Origin of the sequence: Methylobacterium brachythecii (assembly GCF_014196345.1) — a bacterium.
Lineage (GTDB): Bacteria > Pseudomonadota > Alphaproteobacteria > Rhizobiales > Beijerinckiaceae > Methylobacterium > Methylobacterium brachythecii.
Window position 1 is genome coordinate 522,213 of record NZ_JACIDN010000002.1, and the last position, 19,280, is coordinate 541,492.

At 69.1% G+C, this 19,280-nt stretch carries 21 protein-coding genes; 13 read left to right on the forward strand and 8 right to left on the reverse strand.

The genetic code is table 11. The features are described 5' to 3' along the window. Window positions 1–2: 2 nt before the first annotated feature. The gene (locus tag GGR33_RS06515; protein ID WP_210301858.1) at window positions 3–1,451 is read right to left on the reverse strand and encodes a hypothetical protein; all 1,449 of its coding nucleotides are present in this window, start codon (window positions 1,449–1,451) and stop codon (window positions 3–5) included. A 237-nt stretch (window positions 1,452–1,688) separates the two neighbouring features. On the opposite strand from GGR33_RS06515, the gene GGR33_RS06520 reads away from it, so the two are divergent. Continuing rightward, the gene (locus tag GGR33_RS06520) at window positions 1,689–2,087 is read left to right on the forward strand and encodes a DUF3775 domain-containing protein (RefSeq protein WP_183503068.1); all 399 of its coding nucleotides are present in this window, start codon (window positions 1,689–1,691) and stop codon (window positions 2,085–2,087) included. A gap of 15 nt (window positions 2,088–2,102) precedes the next feature. Here GGR33_RS06520 and GGR33_RS06525 read toward each other — a convergent pair whose 3' ends face one another. Beyond that, on the reverse strand, window positions 2,103–2,318 hold the full coding sequence (locus GGR33_RS06525) for a hypothetical protein (RefSeq protein WP_183503069.1): 216 nt from the start codon (window positions 2,316–2,318) through the stop codon (window positions 2,103–2,105). Between the two features lie 362 nt (window positions 2,319–2,680). On the opposite strand from GGR33_RS06525, the gene GGR33_RS06530 reads away from it, so the two are divergent. Continuing rightward, window positions 2,681–4,228: an FAD-dependent monooxygenase gene (locus tag GGR33_RS06530; RefSeq protein ID WP_183503070.1), complete on the forward strand. Its 1,548-nt coding sequence runs from the start codon at window positions 2,681–2,683 to the stop codon at window positions 4,226–4,228. A 45-nt stretch (window positions 4,229–4,273) separates the two neighbouring features. Here GGR33_RS06530 and GGR33_RS06535 read toward each other — a convergent pair whose 3' ends face one another. Then, a complete protein-coding gene (locus GGR33_RS06535; protein ID WP_183503072.1) occupies window positions 4,274–5,305 on the reverse strand; it encodes a bifunctional riboflavin kinase/FAD synthetase in 1,032 nt (343 codons plus the stop codon). Between the two features lie 181 nt (window positions 5,306–5,486). Here GGR33_RS06535 and GGR33_RS06540 point away from each other — a divergent pair, with 181 nt between their 5' ends. Both GGR33_RS06540 and GGR33_RS06545 read left to right on the forward strand, forming a co-directional pair. After that, complete coding sequence (locus GGR33_RS06540) at window positions 5,487–5,870, forward strand: response regulator (protein ID WP_147044648.1); 384 nt, start codon at window positions 5,487–5,489, stop codon at window positions 5,868–5,870. Window positions 5,871–6,002: 132 nt separating this feature from the next. Next, on the forward strand, window positions 6,003–6,215 hold the full coding sequence (locus GGR33_RS06545) for a hypothetical protein (protein WP_183503074.1): 213 nt from the start codon (window positions 6,003–6,005) through the stop codon (window positions 6,213–6,215). Window positions 6,216–6,262: 47 nt separating this feature from the next. Here GGR33_RS06545 and secB read toward each other — a convergent pair whose 3' ends face one another. Further along, on the reverse strand, window positions 6,263–6,769 hold the full coding sequence (gene secB, locus GGR33_RS06550) for a protein-export chaperone SecB (RefSeq protein WP_183503076.1): 507 nt from the start codon (window positions 6,767–6,769) through the stop codon (window positions 6,263–6,265). 417 nt (window positions 6,770–7,186) lie between these two features. Here secB and GGR33_RS06555 point away from each other — a divergent pair, with 417 nt between their 5' ends. From GGR33_RS06555 to mnmE, 6 genes are all read left to right on the forward strand, one after another. Then, window positions 7,187–7,903, forward strand: a complete 717-nt coding sequence (locus GGR33_RS06555) for a Tim44/TimA family putative adaptor protein (RefSeq protein WP_183503077.1) — start codon at window positions 7,187–7,189, stop codon at window positions 7,901–7,903. Window positions 7,904–7,919: 16 nt separating this feature from the next. Further along, window positions 7,920–9,125: an MltA domain-containing protein gene (locus GGR33_RS06560; protein WP_183503079.1), complete on the forward strand. Its 1,206-nt coding sequence runs from the start codon at window positions 7,920–7,922 to the stop codon at window positions 9,123–9,125. A 146-nt stretch (window positions 9,126–9,271) separates the two neighbouring features. Further along, window positions 9,272–9,916: a Smr/MutS family protein gene (locus GGR33_RS06565; RefSeq protein WP_183503081.1), complete on the forward strand. Its 645-nt coding sequence runs from the start codon at window positions 9,272–9,274 to the stop codon at window positions 9,914–9,916. Between the two features lie 13 nt (window positions 9,917–9,929). Continuing rightward, entirely contained in the window at window positions 9,930–10,175 is a 246-nt protein-coding gene (locus GGR33_RS06570) for a hypothetical protein (protein WP_183503083.1), read from the forward strand. Between the two features lie 388 nt (window positions 10,176–10,563). After that, entirely contained in the window at window positions 10,564–11,907 is a 1,344-nt protein-coding gene (rho, locus tag GGR33_RS06575; RefSeq protein WP_183503085.1) for a transcription termination factor Rho, read from the forward strand. A 114-nt stretch (window positions 11,908–12,021) separates the two neighbouring features. Continuing rightward, window positions 12,022–13,356 carry a tRNA uridine-5-carboxymethylaminomethyl(34) synthesis GTPase MnmE gene (gene mnmE, locus GGR33_RS06580; protein WP_246412872.1) on the forward strand — a complete coding sequence of 445 codons (1,335 nt, stop codon included), beginning with the start codon at window positions 12,022–12,024 and terminating at the stop codon, window positions 13,354–13,356. Window positions 13,357–13,363: 7 nt separating this feature from the next. Here the strand turns inward: mnmE and GGR33_RS06585 are convergent, their stop codons facing one another. The 3 genes from GGR33_RS06585 to GGR33_RS06595 form a co-directional block, all read right to left on the reverse strand. Continuing rightward, window positions 13,364–13,702: a PilZ domain-containing protein gene (locus GGR33_RS06585; RefSeq protein WP_183503087.1), complete on the reverse strand. Its 339-nt coding sequence runs from the start codon at window positions 13,700–13,702 to the stop codon at window positions 13,364–13,366. A 111-nt stretch (window positions 13,703–13,813) separates the two neighbouring features. Beyond that, complete coding sequence (locus tag GGR33_RS06590) at window positions 13,814–14,569, reverse strand: phosphatase PAP2 family protein (protein WP_183503584.1); 756 nt, start codon at window positions 14,567–14,569, stop codon at window positions 13,814–13,816. A gap of 8 nt (window positions 14,570–14,577) precedes the next feature. Beyond that, a complete protein-coding gene (locus GGR33_RS06595; RefSeq protein ID WP_183503089.1) occupies window positions 14,578–15,099 on the reverse strand; it encodes a 2'-5' RNA ligase family protein in 522 nt (173 codons plus the stop codon). Window positions 15,100–15,217: 118 nt separating this feature from the next. Between GGR33_RS06595 and GGR33_RS06600 the strand changes: the two genes are divergently transcribed. The 3 genes from GGR33_RS06600 (at window position 15,218) to fhuF (ending at window position 18,277) form a co-directional block, all read left to right on the forward strand. Next, complete coding sequence (locus tag GGR33_RS06600) at window positions 15,218–16,159, forward strand: alginate O-acetyltransferase AlgX-related protein (RefSeq protein ID WP_183503091.1); 942 nt, start codon at window positions 15,218–15,220, stop codon at window positions 16,157–16,159. A gap of 157 nt (window positions 16,160–16,316) precedes the next feature. Then, the gene (locus tag GGR33_RS06605) at window positions 16,317–17,561 is read left to right on the forward strand and encodes an MFS transporter (protein WP_183503094.1); all 1,245 of its coding nucleotides are present in this window, start codon (window positions 16,317–16,319) and stop codon (window positions 17,559–17,561) included. After that, window positions 17,558–18,277: a siderophore-iron reductase FhuF gene (gene fhuF, locus GGR33_RS06610; RefSeq protein WP_183503096.1), complete on the forward strand. Its 720-nt coding sequence runs from the start codon at window positions 17,558–17,560 to the stop codon at window positions 18,275–18,277. The genes GGR33_RS06605 and fhuF overlap by 4 nt, the downstream gene beginning before the upstream one ends. A 9-nt stretch (window positions 18,278–18,286) precedes the next feature. Here fhuF and GGR33_RS06615 read toward each other — a convergent pair whose 3' ends face one another. Further along, a complete protein-coding gene (locus tag GGR33_RS06615; protein WP_210301859.1) occupies window positions 18,287–19,138 on the reverse strand; it encodes a DUF6456 domain-containing protein in 852 nt (283 codons plus the stop codon). Window positions 19,139–19,280 lie beyond the last annotated feature (142 nt).

Sequence of the window (19,280 nt, forward strand, 5' to 3'; positions counted from 1 at the left end):
CATCAGCGCCGCCGCACCGTCCAAGTCGACCAATAGACCGGCCGGCCGTAGAGGCTGGAACCCACGCTCCCGTCCGAGCGTGGGGCGAACCGGTCGAGCCAGGTCAGGAAGCCGCCCTTGGTGGGATAGGCCGCCGGCGTGTCGACGTTGCCGTAGCGGTCGGTCATCCAGAAGAAGCCGTCGCGGCTGTAGCGGCCGCCGCCGTCTCCTCCTGAGCGCAGAGCGAGATAGGACGGCGAGCGCGCCGCGCCCATCGGCTCGGCGAAGAGCGGGAGCGTCTTGAAGGAGGCGGTCGACAGGTCGGCCGTGTAGTGCAGGCAGATGTCGGCGACCGGACCGCCGGGCGCATCGGCCGGGCGGAAGCAGGAATAGGCCATCGCCCAGCGCTCCATCCCCTTGGCCTTGCCTACCCGCACCAGCGTATCCGGCGGCAGCACGTCGATCACGGTCTGCGGGGCCGACCACGCCTTCTCGGCCGTGACGTCGCGACTGGTGCGCAGGTAGAGCCCGAGCCGGCGCTTGGCCGGCGGCTCGGAGCAATCCGAGGGCAGAACGTCGGTATAGAAGTAGTGGTAGACCTGACCGACGACGCTGAACGAGCCGACGAGCCCCTGCACGTCGAAACCCTCGCCGGTGCAGTTGCCGACGATCGGCTTGCCGGCCTCGTCGAGGACGGGGGCTAGGGGCGGCGGCTCGGCTGAGCGGGAGCGGCGCGAGCGCCGGCCGCGCGTCTCGGCCTTCCGTTCGCCGAAGGGGAACCATTCGGCCGCCTCCGTGCCTCCAGAGCGCTGCCGGACGTCGAAGGCCTCGAAGTCGAGCGTCCGCGCCTGGATCAGCACGTGGCGGCGGCGCTCCTCGTTCGCCTCCGTCGCGATCATGAAGACGTAGTGATAGTCGTCGCCCGCCCAGTCGCGCCCGGCCACCGTCATCGGATCGCGGGCGCCGACGCCCTCGCGCGCCACGGCCGCGGGCTTGATCTCGGCAGGTTCGGCCTCCCGGCGCCGATGGCCGCGACGGTGCCTGCGTGTCGGGCGCGCCTCCGTCTGCGTCGTGCCGCTCCAGAACCGGTACGCGCTCGGCGGCATCGCTCCGGCGAGTTGTTCGGTCAGCCGGCCCGAGCGGACGGACGCGCCGATCGCCGGATCGGTCGCCCTGAGATCCGGCTCGCAGGTCTCCTTGCCGCGCTTGTCCTTGCGGGGTGGCTCGGCTTCGAACACGGCCTGGAGCGGCCCCGGCGCGCCACGCGCCTGCAGCCGGACGATCTGGACACCGGAGGCGAAGCGGCACGTCGGCGGTGCATAGAGCACGCCTTCTGGCTCGCCCCCGGACCGGCAGATCTCAAGCGCGCCGCCGGCCGTCGGGTAGCACGACGGAGACGTAGTCTCGGGCTCGGCCCACGCCGGAGCGATCCAGGCGACGGCAAGCACCGCCGAGCCGGCGAGGCGGAGCAATCGGGCCGAACATCTCGGCTTTTTGGAAGGAAGATGCATCGGAGCCGGTGCGACGTTCCAGGGACGGAGAAGGCGGATTTGGTACCGCACAGGTTCGAACCCTTCGCTGCCTTCGGGGGTTTGGCTGGTCTCGGGCCATCGGGACCGGGGAGCACAGGGCGCATTCCGAACGCCGCGGCTCCGCTTACGGCTCCCAGGCTCGGCCTGTTTCTTTCCGTCACCCCGTCAGGAGTTTCCATGGACATCGCCGTCGACACCGTCACCGACCTCGTCCTGCGGCTGAAGGCGCTGGAGGTGAAGGAGGGCATCACCGACCCGGATTCGGGCTCGAACCCGATCGACGACGGCGCGACGGACGTCCTCACCTCCGGCACGGACGACGCCACGGAGAGCGAGGTACGCGGCCTGATCCGGGGGCTCAACGACGACCAGCGCGCCGATCTCCTGGCGCTGCTCTATGTCGGCCGCGGCGATTACGACGCCCAAGATTGGGACGGAGCCGTTGCCTTCGCCCGCGAGCGCCAGGCGGCTGGCGACGGCGCGCTCAAGGAACTCCTGCATACGCCCAATGCCAGCGACCTCCTGGAAGAAGGCCTCGATGCGCTGGGCCTGAGCCAGGACATCTCCGCGGACTGAGCCGGTCGGGGCACCCTACTCCTTCACCCGGCGGCACTCGGTCTTGAGGTAGGAGGTCTTGCCGATCTCGTCGCGCAGGTCGGTGCGGGCAATGATCTCCTGCCATCCGCTGGTGCAGCCGAGCTCGTTCGCGACGCGAACCTTGCGCACCTCGCTCGCCTTGTCGTCGGTGCAAGCGTCCTGCGGGACGCCGTTGGCGCAGACGAGCACGACGGCGATGAAGGCATTCATGAGGGGTCCTCCGCGCGCGCCTCGGATAGGAGGCACGCCAAGCGTTACGCGGCGGGAGCCGCTTTGGTTTCCGGGTGCGCGAGGGAATCCGCGTGTGTGGGAGGCAACGCCTGGTTCCTTTCGCCGTCGATCCGAGATCGCAGATCTTGTCGCCGGCGCGCTGCGCCCGTATTCGGATCGTGTCGGAAAAGGCAGACTTGGTTTGGTAAGCCCAAGTCCTTTCGGTAACGAAAGCTCTGGTCTTTGGCTTCAGGCCGGGATCCCCGCGACGAACGCCGGGCGCCGCATGCGCCCCATCGTTCGTCCGGTGGGTCCCGAAGCTCGAGGAACGCTCCGGTCGAACTTCGACCCTGGAGCCATCCATGTCCGAGAACCTTCAGAACACTCATGACGTCATCATCGCCGGGGCTGGTCCGGTCGGTCTGTTCCTCGCTTGCGAGCTTCGGCTCGCGGGCTGTTCGGTGCTCGTTCTGGAAAAGGCACGAGATCCGCATTCGCCTTTGAAGGCGCTGCCGCTCGGCCTTCGTGGTCTCAACGTGCCGACCGTCGAGAGTTTCGATCGGCGCGGCCTTCTGAACGACCTCAAGAACCAGGCCGTCAGCCGGGATGTTCCCGCGGCCGCCCATTGGATGCGGCAGCCGCGCCGGTCCGCGGGCCATTTCGCTGGGATCACATTCTTCCATGACCGTGTCGATGGCACTCAATGGCCCAATCGGCTGCCGAATGCGGCCGAGGGCATTGCAACGGATATGTCCGGCGTCGAGGCGGTTCTGACACGACGCGCGGTCGCAACGGGCGTGGTGATCATGCGCGATTACGGCGTCGAAGCCATCGAGCAGACGGAAAAGGGCGTTGACGTCGGCGCTGGCGGAAGGAGGTTTTGTGGGCGCTGGCTGGTCGGCTGCGATGGCGGCCGCAGTCTCGTTCGCAAGAGCGCCGGAATCGGCTTCGCCGGCACCGATCCGGAATTGACCGGGTATTCGGCACAAGTCGTTCTGGCTGACTCGGAGAAGCTCGTGCCTGGCCGGCACGACACCGCGACGGGCACGTACACCTACGCCGCGCCGGGCACGATCGCGATGGTGGATTTCGACGGCGGCGGCTTTCACCGCACCGACCCCGTCACCCGTGACCATCTCCAGGCGGTCTTGCGCAAGGTCTCGGGAACCGACGTCACGATCACCGAGGTGGTGCTCGCGACCACCTGGACCGATCGTGCCTTTCAGGCGAGCGCGTATCGCAGCAACCGCGTGCTGCTCGCCGGCGATGCCGCGCACGTCCATTCGCCGCTAGGGGGCCAAGGCCTCAATCTGGGGCTCGGCGACGCGATAAATCTCGGCTGGAAGCTTGCGGCCACGATCCGTGGCGACGCGCCGAAGGGTCTGCTCGACAGCTACGAACGCGAGCGGCAGCCGATCGGTGCGCGGGTTCTCGACTGGTCGCGCGCGCAGATCGCGCTCATGCGTCCGAGCCCCGCGTCGCGCGCGCTTCGGTCCGTCGTCAGCGATCTCGCTGAGACGCGAGATGGTGCGACCCATTTCGCCGAGCGAGTCTGGGGCGTCGGACAGCGCTACGATCTCGGCGGCGGCCATCCGCTGACGGGCCGCAGCGCGCCCGATTTCGAACTGGCGGATGGCACGCGGCTGAACGAGCACCTGCGGACAGGACGGGGCCTGGTGCTCGACTTCGGAGCCCGGGCGTCGCTCAGGGCACTCGCAACGCGGTGGGGCGACCGGATCGGCTACGTCGCGAGTGATGCGCGAGCGCATCTGGGTGTTAGCGCGCTTCTGGTCCGCCCGGACGGGATGGTCGCCTGGGCCAGTGACGATGCCTGCGAGGACTTTGCCGACGCTGCGACACATTGGTTCGGTGAGCCGCAAGCGATGTCTCGACCAGACAGATCAGCCTGAAGACCTGATCTCTCGCCCGTTCGGCGCCTGACGGAGTAATGTCCGTCAGGCGAGCATCGAGATCACGCGGTCCTCCGCGAGCATCGCACGCGCCTCCGCGGCGTCGACATGCATGCGGGCGACCAGCACCTCGGCGTTGGCGAAGCGCTCCTCGCCGCGGATGAAGTCGACGAACTCGACCGCGACCTCCTGCCCGTAGAGATCGCAGGAGAAGTCGAACAGGTAGGTCTCGAGCAGCGGGGCACCGTTGTCGAAGGTCGGGCGGCGGCCGTAGCTCGCCACGCCGTCGCGCAGGGTGCCGTCGCCCAGGCGCATGCGCACCGCGTAGATGCCGTGGGCGAGGCCGCAGGAATCGAGGGCGACGTTAGCCGTGGGGAATCCGAGATCGCGTCCGCGCTTCTCGCCGTGGCGGATCTCACCGAGCACGAACCAGCGGTAGCCGAGAAGCGCGTTGGCCTCCTGCACCGCTCCCGCACCCAGCGCCGCGCGGATCGCGCTCGACGAAATCGGACCCTCGCCGGGTTGGAGCGAGACGGCGGGCACGATTCGGCAGGCGAGGCCAGCTGCGGCGCAGAGGTCGGCCAGGATCGCGGGCGTGCCAGAACGGCCGCGCCCGAAATGGAAGTCGTGACCAATGACGACGCCCGAGAGCCCGAGCCGTGTCTTGAGCAGACCGTCGACGAACTCCGCGGGACTCAAGGTCGCGAGCGACGCGTCGAAACGCTGCTCGATCAGCCCGTCGAGACCGAGATGCGCGAAGACGATCTCTTTCGCCGCCGGACCGGTGAGACGGAACATCGGCTGGTCGGGTGCGAAAAAGGCACGTGGATGGGGTTCGAAAGTGAGGGCGGCGGCAGGACGCGCGCGCGAGGCCCGGCGAGCCTCCTCTCGCACCGCGTCGACGAGCGCGCGGTGGCCGCGATGCACGCCGTCGAAATTGCCGAGCGCGGCGACGGCTCCGGCCAACTCGGCCGGAGGCGCCCCCTCCCCGCGAAAGATCGTGAAACGCGCCGCCCGCTCCGGAAGGCTGTCGGCTCGGGACGGACCGCGCGGGGGGATCTCCTCGCCAGACGACATCGGGTCCTGCGTGTTGCGAATGCGACGCCGTCCCTGTCGAAAAGCGGAGAGCGGGTCAAGCGAGCCCGGAACTGCGCGGCCCGTCCCTGCGATTAACCGCTTCGCAACATCGCTTCGGTAAATTGTCAGCGATTACGGGGCCGCATGACGGCACCGGCCCCGCCCTCGGAGCAGACCTTCCATGGCCCTCGACCTCGGCATGCCGATCCTCGTCGTCGACGATTATCAGACGATGGTCCGCATCATCCGCAACCTGCTGAAGCAGCTCGGCTTCGAGGACGTCGACGACGCCTCGGACGGCACGGCCGCCCTCGGCCGGCTCAAGACCCGCAAATACGGTCTCGTGATCTCCGACTGGAACATGGAGCCCATGACCGGCTACGAGCTGCTGCGCCACGTCCGCGCGGACGAGGGCCTGCGCACGACACCGTTCATCATGGTCACGGCCGAGTCCAAGACCGAGAACGTCATCGCCGCCAAGAAGGCCGGCGTGAACAACTACATCGTCAAACCGTTCAACGCGGCCACCCTGAAGAGCAAGATCGAAGCCGTTTGCGGCGCCTGATCGGCCCTTCACGGCCCCATCGTCCGGCACCGATACGGCCAAGCTGCCTTGTTGGCGACAAGCGGACCGCGAATATGGCTCCGACCGCTCCACCAGAGAGCGTCGGAGCCGTAAGCGCTCAAGGGGCTGACCATGGCACATGTCGACACGATGCCGGCCGCGCCCGGCGACGTCCTCGCGCAGGGACGCCTGCAGCATTCCATCGCGACGACCCTGCTGGTGATCGCCGCCGCCCGCGCCGAGCGCCAGGCGGCTCCGGTGCACGCTGCGCGCCAGCGCCTGGCCGAGGCCTACGGCGCGACCCGGCTGCGCCGCCGTCTCGAACGCGAGACCGCGGCGGGCTGACGGAACCGGCGATGCTCCCGACCGCGATGGCCGAGGGCGTCCTCCAATCAGGACGACAGCGGACCGCTGGTCTCGGCGGCCTCGCCCTGCGCCTCGGCCGCCTTCTGGCGATAGAGGCCAACGAAATCGATCGGATCGATGTAGAGCGGCGGGAAGCCGCCGTTGCGCACCGCGTCGGCGACGATCTGGCGGGCGAACGGGAACAGCAGGCGCGGGCACTCGATCATCACGGCCGGATGGATCTGGTCCTGCGGGATGTTCTGCATGCGGAACACGCCGGCATATTTCAGCTCGAACGCGAACAGCACCTCGTTCTTCACCTTCGCATTGCCTTCGAGCGTCAGCACGACCTCGAAATCCTGCTCGGCGAGCTGCTGGGCGTTGACGTTGACCTGGATGTTGATCTGCGGTCCGCCGTCCTGGGCCTGCGGCGAGCGCGGCGCGAGCGGATTCTCGAAAGAGAGGTCCTTGGCGTATTGCGCGAGGGCGTTGATCGCCGGCGCGAGGTCTTCGGTCTGCGGCGCGCCGCCGTTCGGTGCCGAAGTGTCGGCCATGACGTGTCTCCTTCCTGGTGTTTTCGGGCGTCGACGCCCGGCCCGGCTTCGCGTCGCGGCTCAAGACCCGATCATCGCGGCGCGAGCGCGCTAACATGCCCGCAAAGCGCGAACAAGCAGACCGGCGGTGTCATCCATGGGCGCGTGCGACGCGATCCGGAGGCTCCTGGCCGATGCGGCAATCATGCGCGCCGCGCTTGCCTGATCGCATCCGCATTCCGACTGGAACCACCCGCCCTCTCACCCCATATCCGCGTCTCGGAACGAACGTGCCCTCGTCACCGATCCGCAGCCTTGCGGCTCGATCCTTGCGCGAGGCTCGGCTAAAGGGCGGGTGGCGGGAGGTTTCCAACGCCTCGCGACCAGAGCACGTTCGTGACCAGCACGTGCGTGCGGTGACCACGATCCGGATCGGTGATGCAGGATTCCTTCGACGTTACGACGATCATCTTCCTGGCGCTCGCGGTCTTCGTGATCTGGCGGCTTCGCTCGGTGCTGGGCCAGAAGACGGGGGCCGAGCGCTCGCCGTTCCGCCCGGTCGAGCGAAACCGGACCGAGCCGCCGGCCGGCCGCGCCGAGAGCGACAACGTGGTGCGCCTGCCGGGCGCGGACCGTCCGCAGGCCGCCGCACCCGCCGCGGCGCCGGTGCGAGACTGGCGCGGCATCGCCGAGCCCGGTTCGCCGGTAGCGAGCGGACTCGAACAGGTGCTCCAGCTCGAGCCGAACTTCGATCCGCGCGGCTTCGTCGAGGGCGCCAAGCAGGCCTACGAGGCCATCGTGCTGGCCTTCAACAAGGGTGACCGCAAGACCCTGCGCAGCCTGCTCTCTCGCGAAGTCGCCGAGGGCTTCGAGCGCGCGATTAGCGAGCGCGAGCAGCGCAAGGAAACCTCCGAGGCCACCTTCGTCTCGATCGATAAGGCCGAGATCGTCGCCGTCGACGTGAAGAACCGGATGGCCCAGATCACCGTGCGCTTCCTGTCGAGCCTGATCACCGCGACGCGCGACGCGGACGGCAAGGTGATCGACGGCAGCGCCGAGGCGGTGGTCGAGGTGCCCGACGTCTGGACCTTCGCCCGCACCCTCGGCAGCCGCGATCCCAACTGGCAGCTCGTCGCCACCGAGGCCGGCAGCTGACCCGACTGCGCGAAAAATGGCCGCATCCAGGTCCACATCCATCGCCGCGATCGCGGCGGCTGCGGCCTTCCTCGTTGTTCCGGCTCAGGCAGCCGAGCCGCTTCGCTTCGGCGAGGCGGTGCTCGAACCGCTCGCGCTGACGAGCCTTCCCGGCTTCGCGGCGGACGACCAAGCCGCCGCCCTGGACGCCTTCCGCCTCACCTGCAACGCGCCGCTCGCCGCCCTCAGCCAGCTGGCCGGCGTTCACGGCTCCACGACGGATCTCGCCGCCGCCTGTGAGGCTGCCCGCGCCATCCCGCGCGAAAATGCCCGTGCCTTCTTCGAGAGCACGTTCACCGCCTACCGCGTCACCCGGCCGGCGCGCGCGATCGAATCCGAGCGGCATGCGGGCTTCCTTACGGGGTATTTCGAGCCGGAGCTCACAGCCTCGCTCATCCCCGCTCCGGGTTTCACGGCCGCGGCTCTCGGCCGCCCTGACGATCTCGTCGCCATCGAGCCCGGCCAAACTCCGCCGGGCCTCGATCCGTCACTGCGCTTTGCCCGGAAGACGCCGACGGGCTTCGAGCCCTATCCCGACCGGGCCGCGATCGAGGATGGCGCGCTTGGCGACCACGCGAAGCCCGTGCTCTGGCTGCGCGATCCGGTCGACCTGTTCGTGCTGCAGGTTCAAGGCTCAGGCCGCGTGCGCTTGCCCGACGGGCGCAGCCTGCGCGTGCGCTACGACGGCAAGAACGGCCGGCCCTACAGCTCGGTCGTCAAGACGATCGTCACCGAGGGCCATCTGCCCCTCGAAGGGCTGACCTTCGCGCGCTGGGCGGGCTGGCTGCGCGCCCATCCGGCCGAGGCTCGGCGGCTGATGCGGACCAACGCGGCCTACGTCTTCTTCAAGGTCGAGGAGGCGACGGACGTCGCCCTCGGTCCGCCGGGCGGCGCGGGCGTGCCGCTGACGCCCGGCCGCAGCCTCGCCGTCGATGCCACGCTCTGGCGTTACGGTCTGCCGTTCTGGCTCGACGGCCAGCTCTCGCCGGATGCCGGCCAGCGCGGGCGCCTCGTGGTGGCGCAGGATACCGGCTCGGCGATCGTTGGCCCGGCGCGTGGCGACCTCTATCTCGGCACGGGGGATGCGGCGGGCGCCGCCGCCGGCAACCTGCGCCACGCAATCAGCTTCGTCGTGCTGCTCCCGAAACCCTCGGCTCCGCCGGCTTCGGCGGATGCCCGCTGACTCTCCATGCGCAAGAGACAGCCTCCCCGTCATTGCGAGCGCAGCGAAGCAATCCAGGATCGCACCCGCGACGTCGGCGCGTCGGCTCTGGATTGTTACCCTGCGCTCGCAATGACGGAAGGGAGGCTGGATCGGCCAGGGTCTCCATGAGACGGCCGCGACGACCACGCACGCTCTCGGGTGAAGAGGCACGCCTCTGGGGTGAAATCGCCAAGCTGATCACTCCCCTGCGCGGCCGTGCCAAGCCGAAGCTCGATGAGCCGACGGCCTCTGCCCCGGTCAAGGCGGAAAGGAAGCGCGCCGCCCTCCCCGTCGCCGCAAAGCCCGTCGAGCCGCCGAGGCCGATCCAGAAACCGGCATCGCATCGCCCAGTGAAGCTCGCCGAGCTGGCGCGTGCGCCGGCCGTCCCGTCGCCGCAGCCCTTCACGCTAACGTCGGCTCCCAAGGCGCCCGGACTGGAGCGCCGCGAGCGCATGGGCCTTCGCCGGGGGACGCTGACGATCGACGCCCGCATCGACCTGCACGGCCTCTACCAGGCGGATGCCCACGCCGCGCTCGTCAGATTCCTGCTGCGCTCGCGCCAGGCCGGTCATGCCCGGGTTCTCGTCGTAACGGGCAAGGGCGGGGATACCGCCGCCGACGGAGCTTTCTCCGAGCGCGGCGTGCTTCGCCGCTCCGTGCCGCATTGGCTGCGCGGCGGCGAATTGCGCACCATAGTATTGGGCTTCGAGGAGGCCGCGCGGCATCACGGCGGAGCCGGCGCGCTCTATGTCCGCCTGCGGCGGCGCTGAGGTGCGGCTTCGGATGACGATGCGTCTCTACGCACGACTTCTGTCTGCTGGTTTCGTCGGCGTGGTGGGCGGCCCGACGCGGGCGCAGGAGCCGCAGGTCGTCGAGCTGCTGAAAGGATACCGCTGCATGCTGGCGGCGGCATCGTCCGGCGGTGAGCCTCTCGTCGTCCGGGACGCACCGCGAGCGGGGGCCGCCGAACTCGGAATGCCCGAGGAACCTGTCATCGCGGCCGTCTCCGCGCGCAGCGTGAAGGGCTAAACGCGCGTCCTGATGCCGGACGGCCGGCGCGGCTGGATTCTCCGCCGCCGACTGGTGCCTTGGGCCACCTCCGCCTCGCCGGGGCTGCGCTGCCTGCCGGCGAGGATGTCGGACGGGCGTCTCGGCTTCAGCTATGTCCATCCCGGCTGACGGCCTCCCGTCCTCGACGGCGGCCTTGAGCCGGGCATCGAAACGCGCTAAGCACGCTCGCTTTCCGATCGTAGTCGTGCCGCATCCGGGGCCCCCGAGGTCCATTCAAGACGATGCGCGGGCCGATCGCTTCCGGCGATGACGATCCGACCCGTGGCGCTCCTCCTGCACCCGGCTCGAACGAAATCCTCCCCACCCACCTTCCTCTCCCCGCACTCCGTCGGTTCGAAATCTCCCCATGACGTCACAGAACGACGCTCCGGTTTCCACGGACGAGCCCGTCGAGGCACCGGTCGCGGTTGCCGAGACCGAGGCCCGCCGCGAGGTCAAGCTTCAGGACCTGAAAGCGAAGTCGCCCACCGAGCTCATCACCTTCGCCGAGGAAGTCGAGGTCGAGAACGCCTCGACCATGCGCAAGCAAGAGCTGATGTTCGCGATCCTGAAGCAGCTCGCTGCCAGGGAAACCGAGATCATCGGCGCCGGCACCGTCGAGGTGCTGCAGGACGGCTTCGGCTTCCTGCGCTCGTCGGAATCGAACTACCTGCCCGGCCCGGACGACATCTACATCTCGCCGCTGCAGATCCGCCGCTTCGGCCTGCGCACCGGCGATACCGTCGAAGGCCCGATCCGCGGCCCCAAGGACGGCGAGCGCTACTTCGCGCTGCTCAAGGTCAACACGATCAACTTCGAGAACCCCGAGAAGATCAAGCACAAGGTCCATTTCGACAACCTGACGCCGCTCTTCCCGACGCAGCGCTTCAAGCTCGAACTCGACGCGCCGCCGAAGAAGGACTTCTCGCCGCGGATCATCGACATCGTGGCGCCGATCGGTAAGGGCCAGCGCGCCCTGATCGTCGCGCCGCCGCGCACCGGTAAGACCGTGCTGATGCAGAACATCGCGCAGTCGATCACCATCAACCACCCCGAATGCTACCTCATCGTGCTGCTCATCGACGAGCGCCCGGAAGAGGTCACCGACATGATCCGCTCGGTGAAGGGCGAGGTCATCGCCTCGACCTTCGACGAGCCGGCGACCCGCCACGTCCAGGTCGCCGAGATGGTGATCGAGAAGGCCAAGCGCCTCGTGGAGCATGGCCGCGACGTGGTCATCCTGCTCGATTCGATCACCCGCCTCGGCCGCGCCTACAACACGGTGGTGCCGTCCTCCGGCAAGGTGCTGACCGGCGGTGTCGACGCCAACGCCCTGCAGCGCCCGAAGCGCTTCTTCGGTGCCGCCCGCAATATCGAGGAGGGCGGCTCGCTCTCGATCATCGCCACCGCGCTCATCGATACCGGCTCGCGCATGGACGAGGTGATCTTCGAAGAGTTCAAGGGCACCGGTAACTCGGAAATCATCCTGGACCGCAAGGTCTCGGACAAGCGCATCTTCCCGGCGATCGACATCACCCGCTCCGGCACCCGCAAGGAGGAGCTGCTGGTCCCGGCCGACGCGCTCAAGAAGACCTACGTCCTGCGCCGCATCCTGAACCCGATGGGCGTCACCGACGCGATCGAGTTCCTGATGGACAAGCTCCGCCAGACCAAGACCAACGGCGACTTCTTCGACTCGATGAACACCTGAGCCGTCATTGCGAGAGCAGCGAAGCAATCCAGGGCCACAGCCGCAACGTCGGCGCGTTGGCTCTGGATTGCTTCGCTCTCGCTCGCAATAACGGGGTTGGGGTGAGAAGCGCCGATGGCCGGTCTCTCGCAAATGCCGTCCTCCGCCGAACCCACACTCTTCGCACCTGCCAGCGGTTTCGGCCGTGCGGCGGTCTGCGTGATCCGCATCAGCGGGCCGGTCTGTAGAGATCTGCTCGAGGCAATCGCCGGCACCGTGCCCGCCCCGCGCCGGCTGTCACTGCGCGCCCTTCGCGATCCCGAAACCAGCGAAATTCTCGACCGCGGCCTCGTCGTCTTCATGCCGGGGCCGGCCACCTTCACCGGCGAGGACATGGCCGAGCTTCACCTTCATGGCGGCCTCGCCGTGCGCCATGCCGTGCTCGGGGCACTCGCGCGGTTCCCCGACTGCCGAGCCGCCGGCCCCGGCGATTTTTCGCGACGCGCCGCCTTCAACGGCCGGCTCGACCTTACGCAGGCCGAAGGCATCGCCGACCTCGTCGATGCCGAGACCGAGGCCCAGCGCCGGCAGGCCCTTCGCCAGCTCGACGGCGCGCTGGGCCGGCAGGTCGAGACCTGGCGCCTGTCGGCAATCGACCTCTACGCCCGCACGGAGGCCGCCCTCGACTTCGCCGACGAGGGCGATGTCGACGAGGAGAGCCTGGAGGCCGGTCTCGCGGAGGATGCGCGCGCGCTGGCGGACGGCATTCGCATCGCGCTCGGCGACGGGCGGCGCGGCGAGCGGCTCCGCGAGGGCTTCTTCGTGGTTCTGGCCGGGGCGCCGAATGCCGGAAAGTCGACGCTGCTCAACGCTCTCGCCGGCCGCGAGGCGGCTATCGTCTCCGACATCCCCGGCACCACCCGCGACGCCATCGAGGTCCGCTGCGACCTCGGCGGTCTCCCGGTGGTGCTCGTCGACACGGCTGGCCTGCGCGAGACCGACGATCCCGTGGAATCCGAGGGCATTCGCCGGACGCGGCGCCGGATGGAGGATGCCGACCTCGTGCTGCACCTGCTGCCGCCCGACGCAGCGACCGATCCAGAGGCGACCTCGGCGCGAGGCGTTGCAGTTCGCACCAAGATCGATCTCAGATGCGCCGCGGAGACCGGTGCACTCGGCGTCTCCGCCATGACCGGTGCCGGTCTCGACGGGTTGCTCGACGCCATTCGCGCCGCGGCCGAAGCCTCGCTCGGCGGCGGGGATGCCCTGGTCACGCGCGAGCGCCACCGCGAGGCCCTGACACGCGCCTGCGATCACCTCGACCGGGTCGCGCAGGGCGTCGCGGCTGCGCCGGAACTCGTTGCCGAAGATCTGCGCCTTGCCGTGCGGGCGCTCGGCACCGTCGTCGGCCATGTCGGCGTCGATGAGATGCTCGACCGATTGTTTGCCGGCTTCTGCATCGGCAAGTAGCGCCGACTCAGTGGAGCCGACGGTCCCCGTTCCGGCGTTCGAACGCCATCGCGATCCGGGCTGCCGAGGGGGCAGCCTCGGTTCGTTCCTCGCCGTTCGGTTGTGCGAAGCGGACACCCGCCTCGTCGCCCCGGCGCCAGACCAGCTCCACCAGCTGCGTCGTTTCGTGACGATCGACGACGAGGTCGAAGCGCTCAGGCAGCGGGACGGCACCGCTCACCCTCAGCCGCGCGCCGCCCGACGACAGGTCGCGCAGCAGGCAGCTCGTGTCGGAATAGATGCGCCGATGGACGATCCGTCCACCGAGATAGACACGCCCCCGTGGGGCCTGGCGACGCTCGCTCACGGCTGAGCCTTTTGAACAGATGGTTGCACTGCGCTCCGTCAATGCAATCGAATACCAGAAAGCTGCCGCCGGCCAATCTTTACGTTTCGTTAAGGTTGACGGTGCGGGGCGTCATGCCGCCGGCGGCCCCGTCGGCTCGACGTCGCCGCGGCGTTGTAACTGCAGAGCGACGAACCAGCACAGGGCCGCCCATGCTGCGCCGACGGTCCAGCCGGCCAGGACGTCGCTTGGCCAATGCACGCCGAGGTAGACGCGGCTCAATCCCACCAGCAGCGTCATGGCGATGGCCAGGACCATGATCATGGCACTCACCCGGCGACGCCGCTCGACACGGGCGAGCAGGATTCCGAGCGTGAGGAAGGCGATGGCCGACATCATGGCGTGGCCAGACGGAAAGCTCGCCGTGAACACCTCCATGCCGTGCGGGACGAGGTCCGGCCGCGGCCGGTGGTAGAAGAGCTTGAGGACGGTCGAGACGCCCTCCCCGCCGCCCACCGCCGCCAGAACGAAGGCGGCTACGCGCCGACGCTGCGTCAGCGCGAGATAGGCGCAGACGCTGGCCGTCAGAACGACAATGGTGACGACGCTGCCCCAGCCGGTGATGTCGCGCATCGCTTCCTCGAGCCAGGGCGGTCCGATCGGGTCGGCGAGATCCGCAGGATTGCGCAGCGCGAGCAGTAGCCGGCGGTCGAGCGCCGCCGTCGAGCCCTCGCCGACTTCGTGCGCCAGGGCGAAGAAACCGTAGCCGAGCAGGCTGAGCGCGAGCAGCGAGACCAGCGGGCCGACCTCGTTGAGGTAGAGCCTCAGCCAGATCCGGCTGGCCCCCCCGGCGATCGGTGCGCCGGTACGACGGGCGAGATCGAGCATGCCCATCGCTAGCGGCTCCCGCCGAACAGCAGGGCGGCCCGCGGCTCCCAGGGCCCGCCGAGATAGCGCCACAGCAGCACGCCCGAGGCCGTGAACCGGAACGGCACGAAATCCCGCTCCAGATCGGCCTGCAGCGTGCGCGCCGTCTCGGGTTCTACCTTGTTCTGTACCGTGACGTGCGGGCGCCAACCTTGCCGGTCTTGCGGTGTCAGCCATTGCTCGAAGGCCGAGGCCAGACGCGCGCGAAACGCCGACAACGCCTCGCAATCCAGCACGAAGGCGACGCCGCGGCCGGTGAAGCGCAGGCCCGTCACCGAGACATCCACCGGCTTCATCGCACGGGCGAGCCCGTCGATCGTATCGGTGATGCCGGCCTCCTCCTCGCCGGGAAGCGCATGAAACAGCGTGGCGTGAGCCGGAATCTTGTTGAGCGTCTCGGGAAAATGCCGGCGGCGCAGCTCCTCGAACCGCAGGAAGGTGTCTTCCTCCATCTGGAGCGTCAGGATCAGGGGCGGGATCGGTTCGGGCATGATCTCGTCGAAATGGCGCGGCAGTCCCACGGTTCCAATGGCGGGCCGCAACCGAGCGGCCTCACCGATGTCGCGGGGCGGGAATCGCCCTGGCGCGAAAATGGTCTAGACACCGCTGATGCAGGCTCCCGATCCCGCCACCACCGTCCATGTCGGCCGCGACGGTTGGCTCTTTCTGATCGGTGGCACCAACTCCGTCCTGATCCAATACCGCCGCCTGTCCTGGCACTTCCTGCGGATTTGGGCCTGGGCTCGGCTGATCCGGCAGCGCAGCGCCCGCGCGCAGGTGCTCGGTATCCGCTGCGTCCAGACGATCGTGCCGGAGAAGCTGTCGATCTACGACGACCGCACCGACGGCCTGCGCTACGACCCAGCCCGCTCGCCGGCCCGACGGCTCGCCCGTCGCCTGATGGGGCTCGCCGGCTTCGTCGACCTCGTCGCTCCCTTGCGCGCGGCGCGCGACGACGCCGAACTCTACCGCCGGACGGACACCCACTGGAGCTACGAGGGCTGCCATGTCGCCTATCGCGCCCTGATGCGGGCCTGCGGCGCGGTTCCCCTGGCCGACGTCGGCAGCCGGCCGCGCTTCACCACAGAGGGGGTCTGGGATCTTGGCGAGAAGCTATCCGATCCGCCTCTCGAAACGGTCACGCACTGGACGCTCGATCGCAACGCCGTGCGCGCCTGGGCGAGCCCACGAGTCGAGGCCTACGAGGCCGCCGGCCGCATCAGCGAACTGCATGTCGGCGCCCACGTCATCTACCGGAACGCCTCGCCCGATGCCGATCCGCGTACCGTGATGCTGTTCGGGGATTCCTGCGCGCAGTTCACACGCACCCTCCTCACCGGCTTCCTCGCCGAGAGCTTCGCGGAATTGCACTTCATCTGGTCGTCCAGCATCGACTGGACCCACGTCGCGCGCGTGCGACCCGACATCCTGATGTTCGAGATGGCCGAGCGCTTCATGGTGCGCATTCCCGTGGACGATTTCGACGTCGAGACGGCCGATCGGGTGCCGGCCGACCTCCTGACGTCGCAAAAGGCGGCCGCCGCGGAATGAGCCTCGCCTAAACGCGACGACGGCGCTGCCTTGCTCCTTCGACACCAGTTGAGTAGTCAGAGAAAACTCAACGACGCCAACGGATTAGTTCCATTCTAAACTGCGACCGCTCGCACGATCGCCGGCTCGATCGGGACCGCGTCGCTGGGCTGGCGCGATGAGCGGAGCCGTGGCCTCGCAAACCGAAATCCGCGCTGGGCGCCTCCCTGCGATCCGCGCCCTCGCGCCATTCTTCTGCCTCTACGTGACCTTCGGCGCCACGCTCGGCTTCCTCTCGGGCGGCGCGCCATTGATCCTACGCGCCAGGGGCATGGAGCTGGCCGAGGTCGGCCTGCTGCAGCTCATCAACCTGCCGGTGGGGCTGACTTTCCTGTGGTCCGCCGTCCTCGACCGAATCCGACTGCCGATCCTCGATCACTGGACCGGCTGGATCGTCGCCGCACAGGGCATGACGGTGGCGCTGCTGGCCGGCTTGAGCTTCGGCGAGCATTGGCCGCTGCCGGCCCTGCTCGCTCTGGCCGTCGCTGCCTGTGCCTGCGTCGCCACCATGGACATCGCGCTGGAGGCCCTCGTCGTCGAGACCGTGCCGGCCGAGCAGCGCACCTTCGTCGCCTCGGCAAAGCTCTGCGGCGGCTCGCTCGGCGGCATCCTCGGCATCGGCGTCCTGGTCGGTGCCTACGATTCCATCGGGTGGCAAGGCGCCATCCTTGCCTGCGCGGCCCTGGATATCCTCTGCCTGCTGCCGATCCTGTTCTATCCGGAGGAGCGCCTGCGGGGCGCCGGCGGCAGGCCTGAGCGTTTCGCCGGCGCCCTGGCGCGGTTGCGGGCGGTGGGCATTCGGATCCTGGTGCTCGGCGCCTATTTCGCGGCGACCTATCTGCTGTCGGGGCCGAACACCCTGGCGCTCCTCGATCTCGGCGTGCCCCTGTCGCAGGTCGGCCTCCTGACCGGCACGGTGTTTCCGGCGGTCAATCTGGTCATGGCCGTGGTGGCCGCCGGCCTCGCGGCGCGGTTCGGCACGGTGCGGATGCTTGTCATCGGAGCGCTCGGCGTCCTCGCCACCGGGGGCGCGATGGCGACCGCCTGCGCCACTGGCGCGGCTTGGCTCGCTATCGCCGCGACGGTCGGAAACTTCGTCTGCGCGGGGCTGATGGGCGTGCCGGTGTTCAAGATGATCTACCGCTGGGCGCAGGGTCCGCAGCCGGCCACCGACTATGCGCTGCTGTTCGGGGCGGCCTTCTTCGCGGCAATGCCGCCGCGGGTGGCGGCACCGGCGCTCGCCGGCGGCCTCGGCTGGCCGGGCTATTTCACGGCCGCCCTGCCCCTCTACGCCGTCGCAGCCGCCTGGCTCATCGCCGCGATCCGCCGGACGCTGCAGGCCGATGAGGCGGAGCGTTCATGATCGAGGAGATCGCCGAGCGCGTCCCCGATTCGCTCGGCGCCTATCGCGGTGGCGTCGCGACCGGTCCCGGCAGCCCGGATGCGCTGCCGCTGACCAGCTTGCGCGACCCCGACGTCTTCGATGCCATGCTGGACCGTTTCAGCAAGGGACTGGACCTCGATACGACCGACCGGCGGGCCTTGGTGTCCTATTGGAGCCAGTTCTACTTCGCCGTCCTGGCCACACCCGCTCTGACCGCGCTGATGTGCCTCGGCCGCCCGCTGCCGCTCGCCTTCGAGGCGACGAGCCTCGAATGCGACGAGGCCGGCCGCCCCGCCTGCCTGCTCGTACCACCGGACGCCGTCGCGGCGGCGCGCCCGTCCGCCTGCGCGGCGGCACAGGGCCTCGCCGGTCTGATGGACGACCACCTGCACCCCTTCGTCGAGCTCTGCCGGGCGCAATGCGGCATCGCGCCCAGGGTGCTCTGGGGCAATGCCGCAGTCATCTTCGACTACGTCGCCCGCGAAATCGGGGAGGAGACCGCGCTGGCTTGCGCCGACATCGCCTCCTGCCTTGGATGGCCCGGCGCCCGAGCCGGTGCCGGAAGCCCCCTCGCCCGAGCTTTATGCCCGGGAGCCTCCGGCTGCGCACGGCGGCGCGTGTGCTGCCTGCGGCAGCGCCTGCCCGGCGTCGCCTCCTGCGGCTCGCTCTGTCCGCTGGAATGCGCCGACAGGTGATCCGATCCGTCAGCGCCCCGTGCGCCACGCCCGCGAACGGCTCCGGTCCGGCCCCACTGCCTCGCGCGCGAGCCCGTAATGCTCGGCGAGCCGACCTAGCGCGATGCGGGCTACGACCTTGGCCGAGCGCGCCGGCCAGCTTCGCTCGGATTCGATCTGCTCCAACCCCTTGAGGAAGCCGCACAGGTCGATCAGCAGCCCCGAGAGATCCCCACCCACGGTCGCGAGCGCCCGGTCGACCCTCTCCTTCGCCACGACCCGGCGGTCGGACGACGCGGCCGGGTCGCGTGGTCCCCCGCCATCGACCTTCACCCTCGACCAGTCGAGGCCGACCTGCGGCAGCATCGCCGCCTGGGTGAGGTCGCGGCGCAGGCGCTCGCCCGCCTCGAAGGCAGCCGCGTCGATCAAAGGCGCCCCGTCGCGGCCGCGGCGCCGGGCCATCCAGGCGAGCGGAGATTCCGACGCGTCGCGCAGCACAGGCGTCTCGCCGGCACGGTCGACGACGAGGTCGAGATGCTGCGCGAGAAATGCGACCTCGCCCGGCCGATCCCGGCGGCGCAGCCGCGCCCCGCCCGCATCGCTGAGCACCAACCGCTGCCGGCGCTCGCCTTCCCGCTCGACGAGACCCGCGCGGAGCAAGGCCTCACCACAGCTCACCGGACAACGCCCGCGCCCAAGCGACACGCCCTCGCCTCCCCCGCGCAGGATCAGCATGTCCGGATCGATCGGGTCGGTCAGGGCATAGGCCCCCGCCGCGGCAAGCTGGTCGAGCAGCCGCTCGGCCGCCCGCCCGAGCGGAGCCGACGTCTCGACCGGCCGCGTACGCGCCACGGCGAGCCTGTGATGACGAGCTATATTCATGATATGTTCCAACGCCGGACTGCCTCGTTCAAACGAGGAAGATACCCAGGTTAGAAGAAGAATATCCTATTTCAAGCCTTGACGCCGCTTCCGCCCTGAGATGGCCGGCGAGCGTCACGCTGCCTTGGACGAAGAGCGGTGC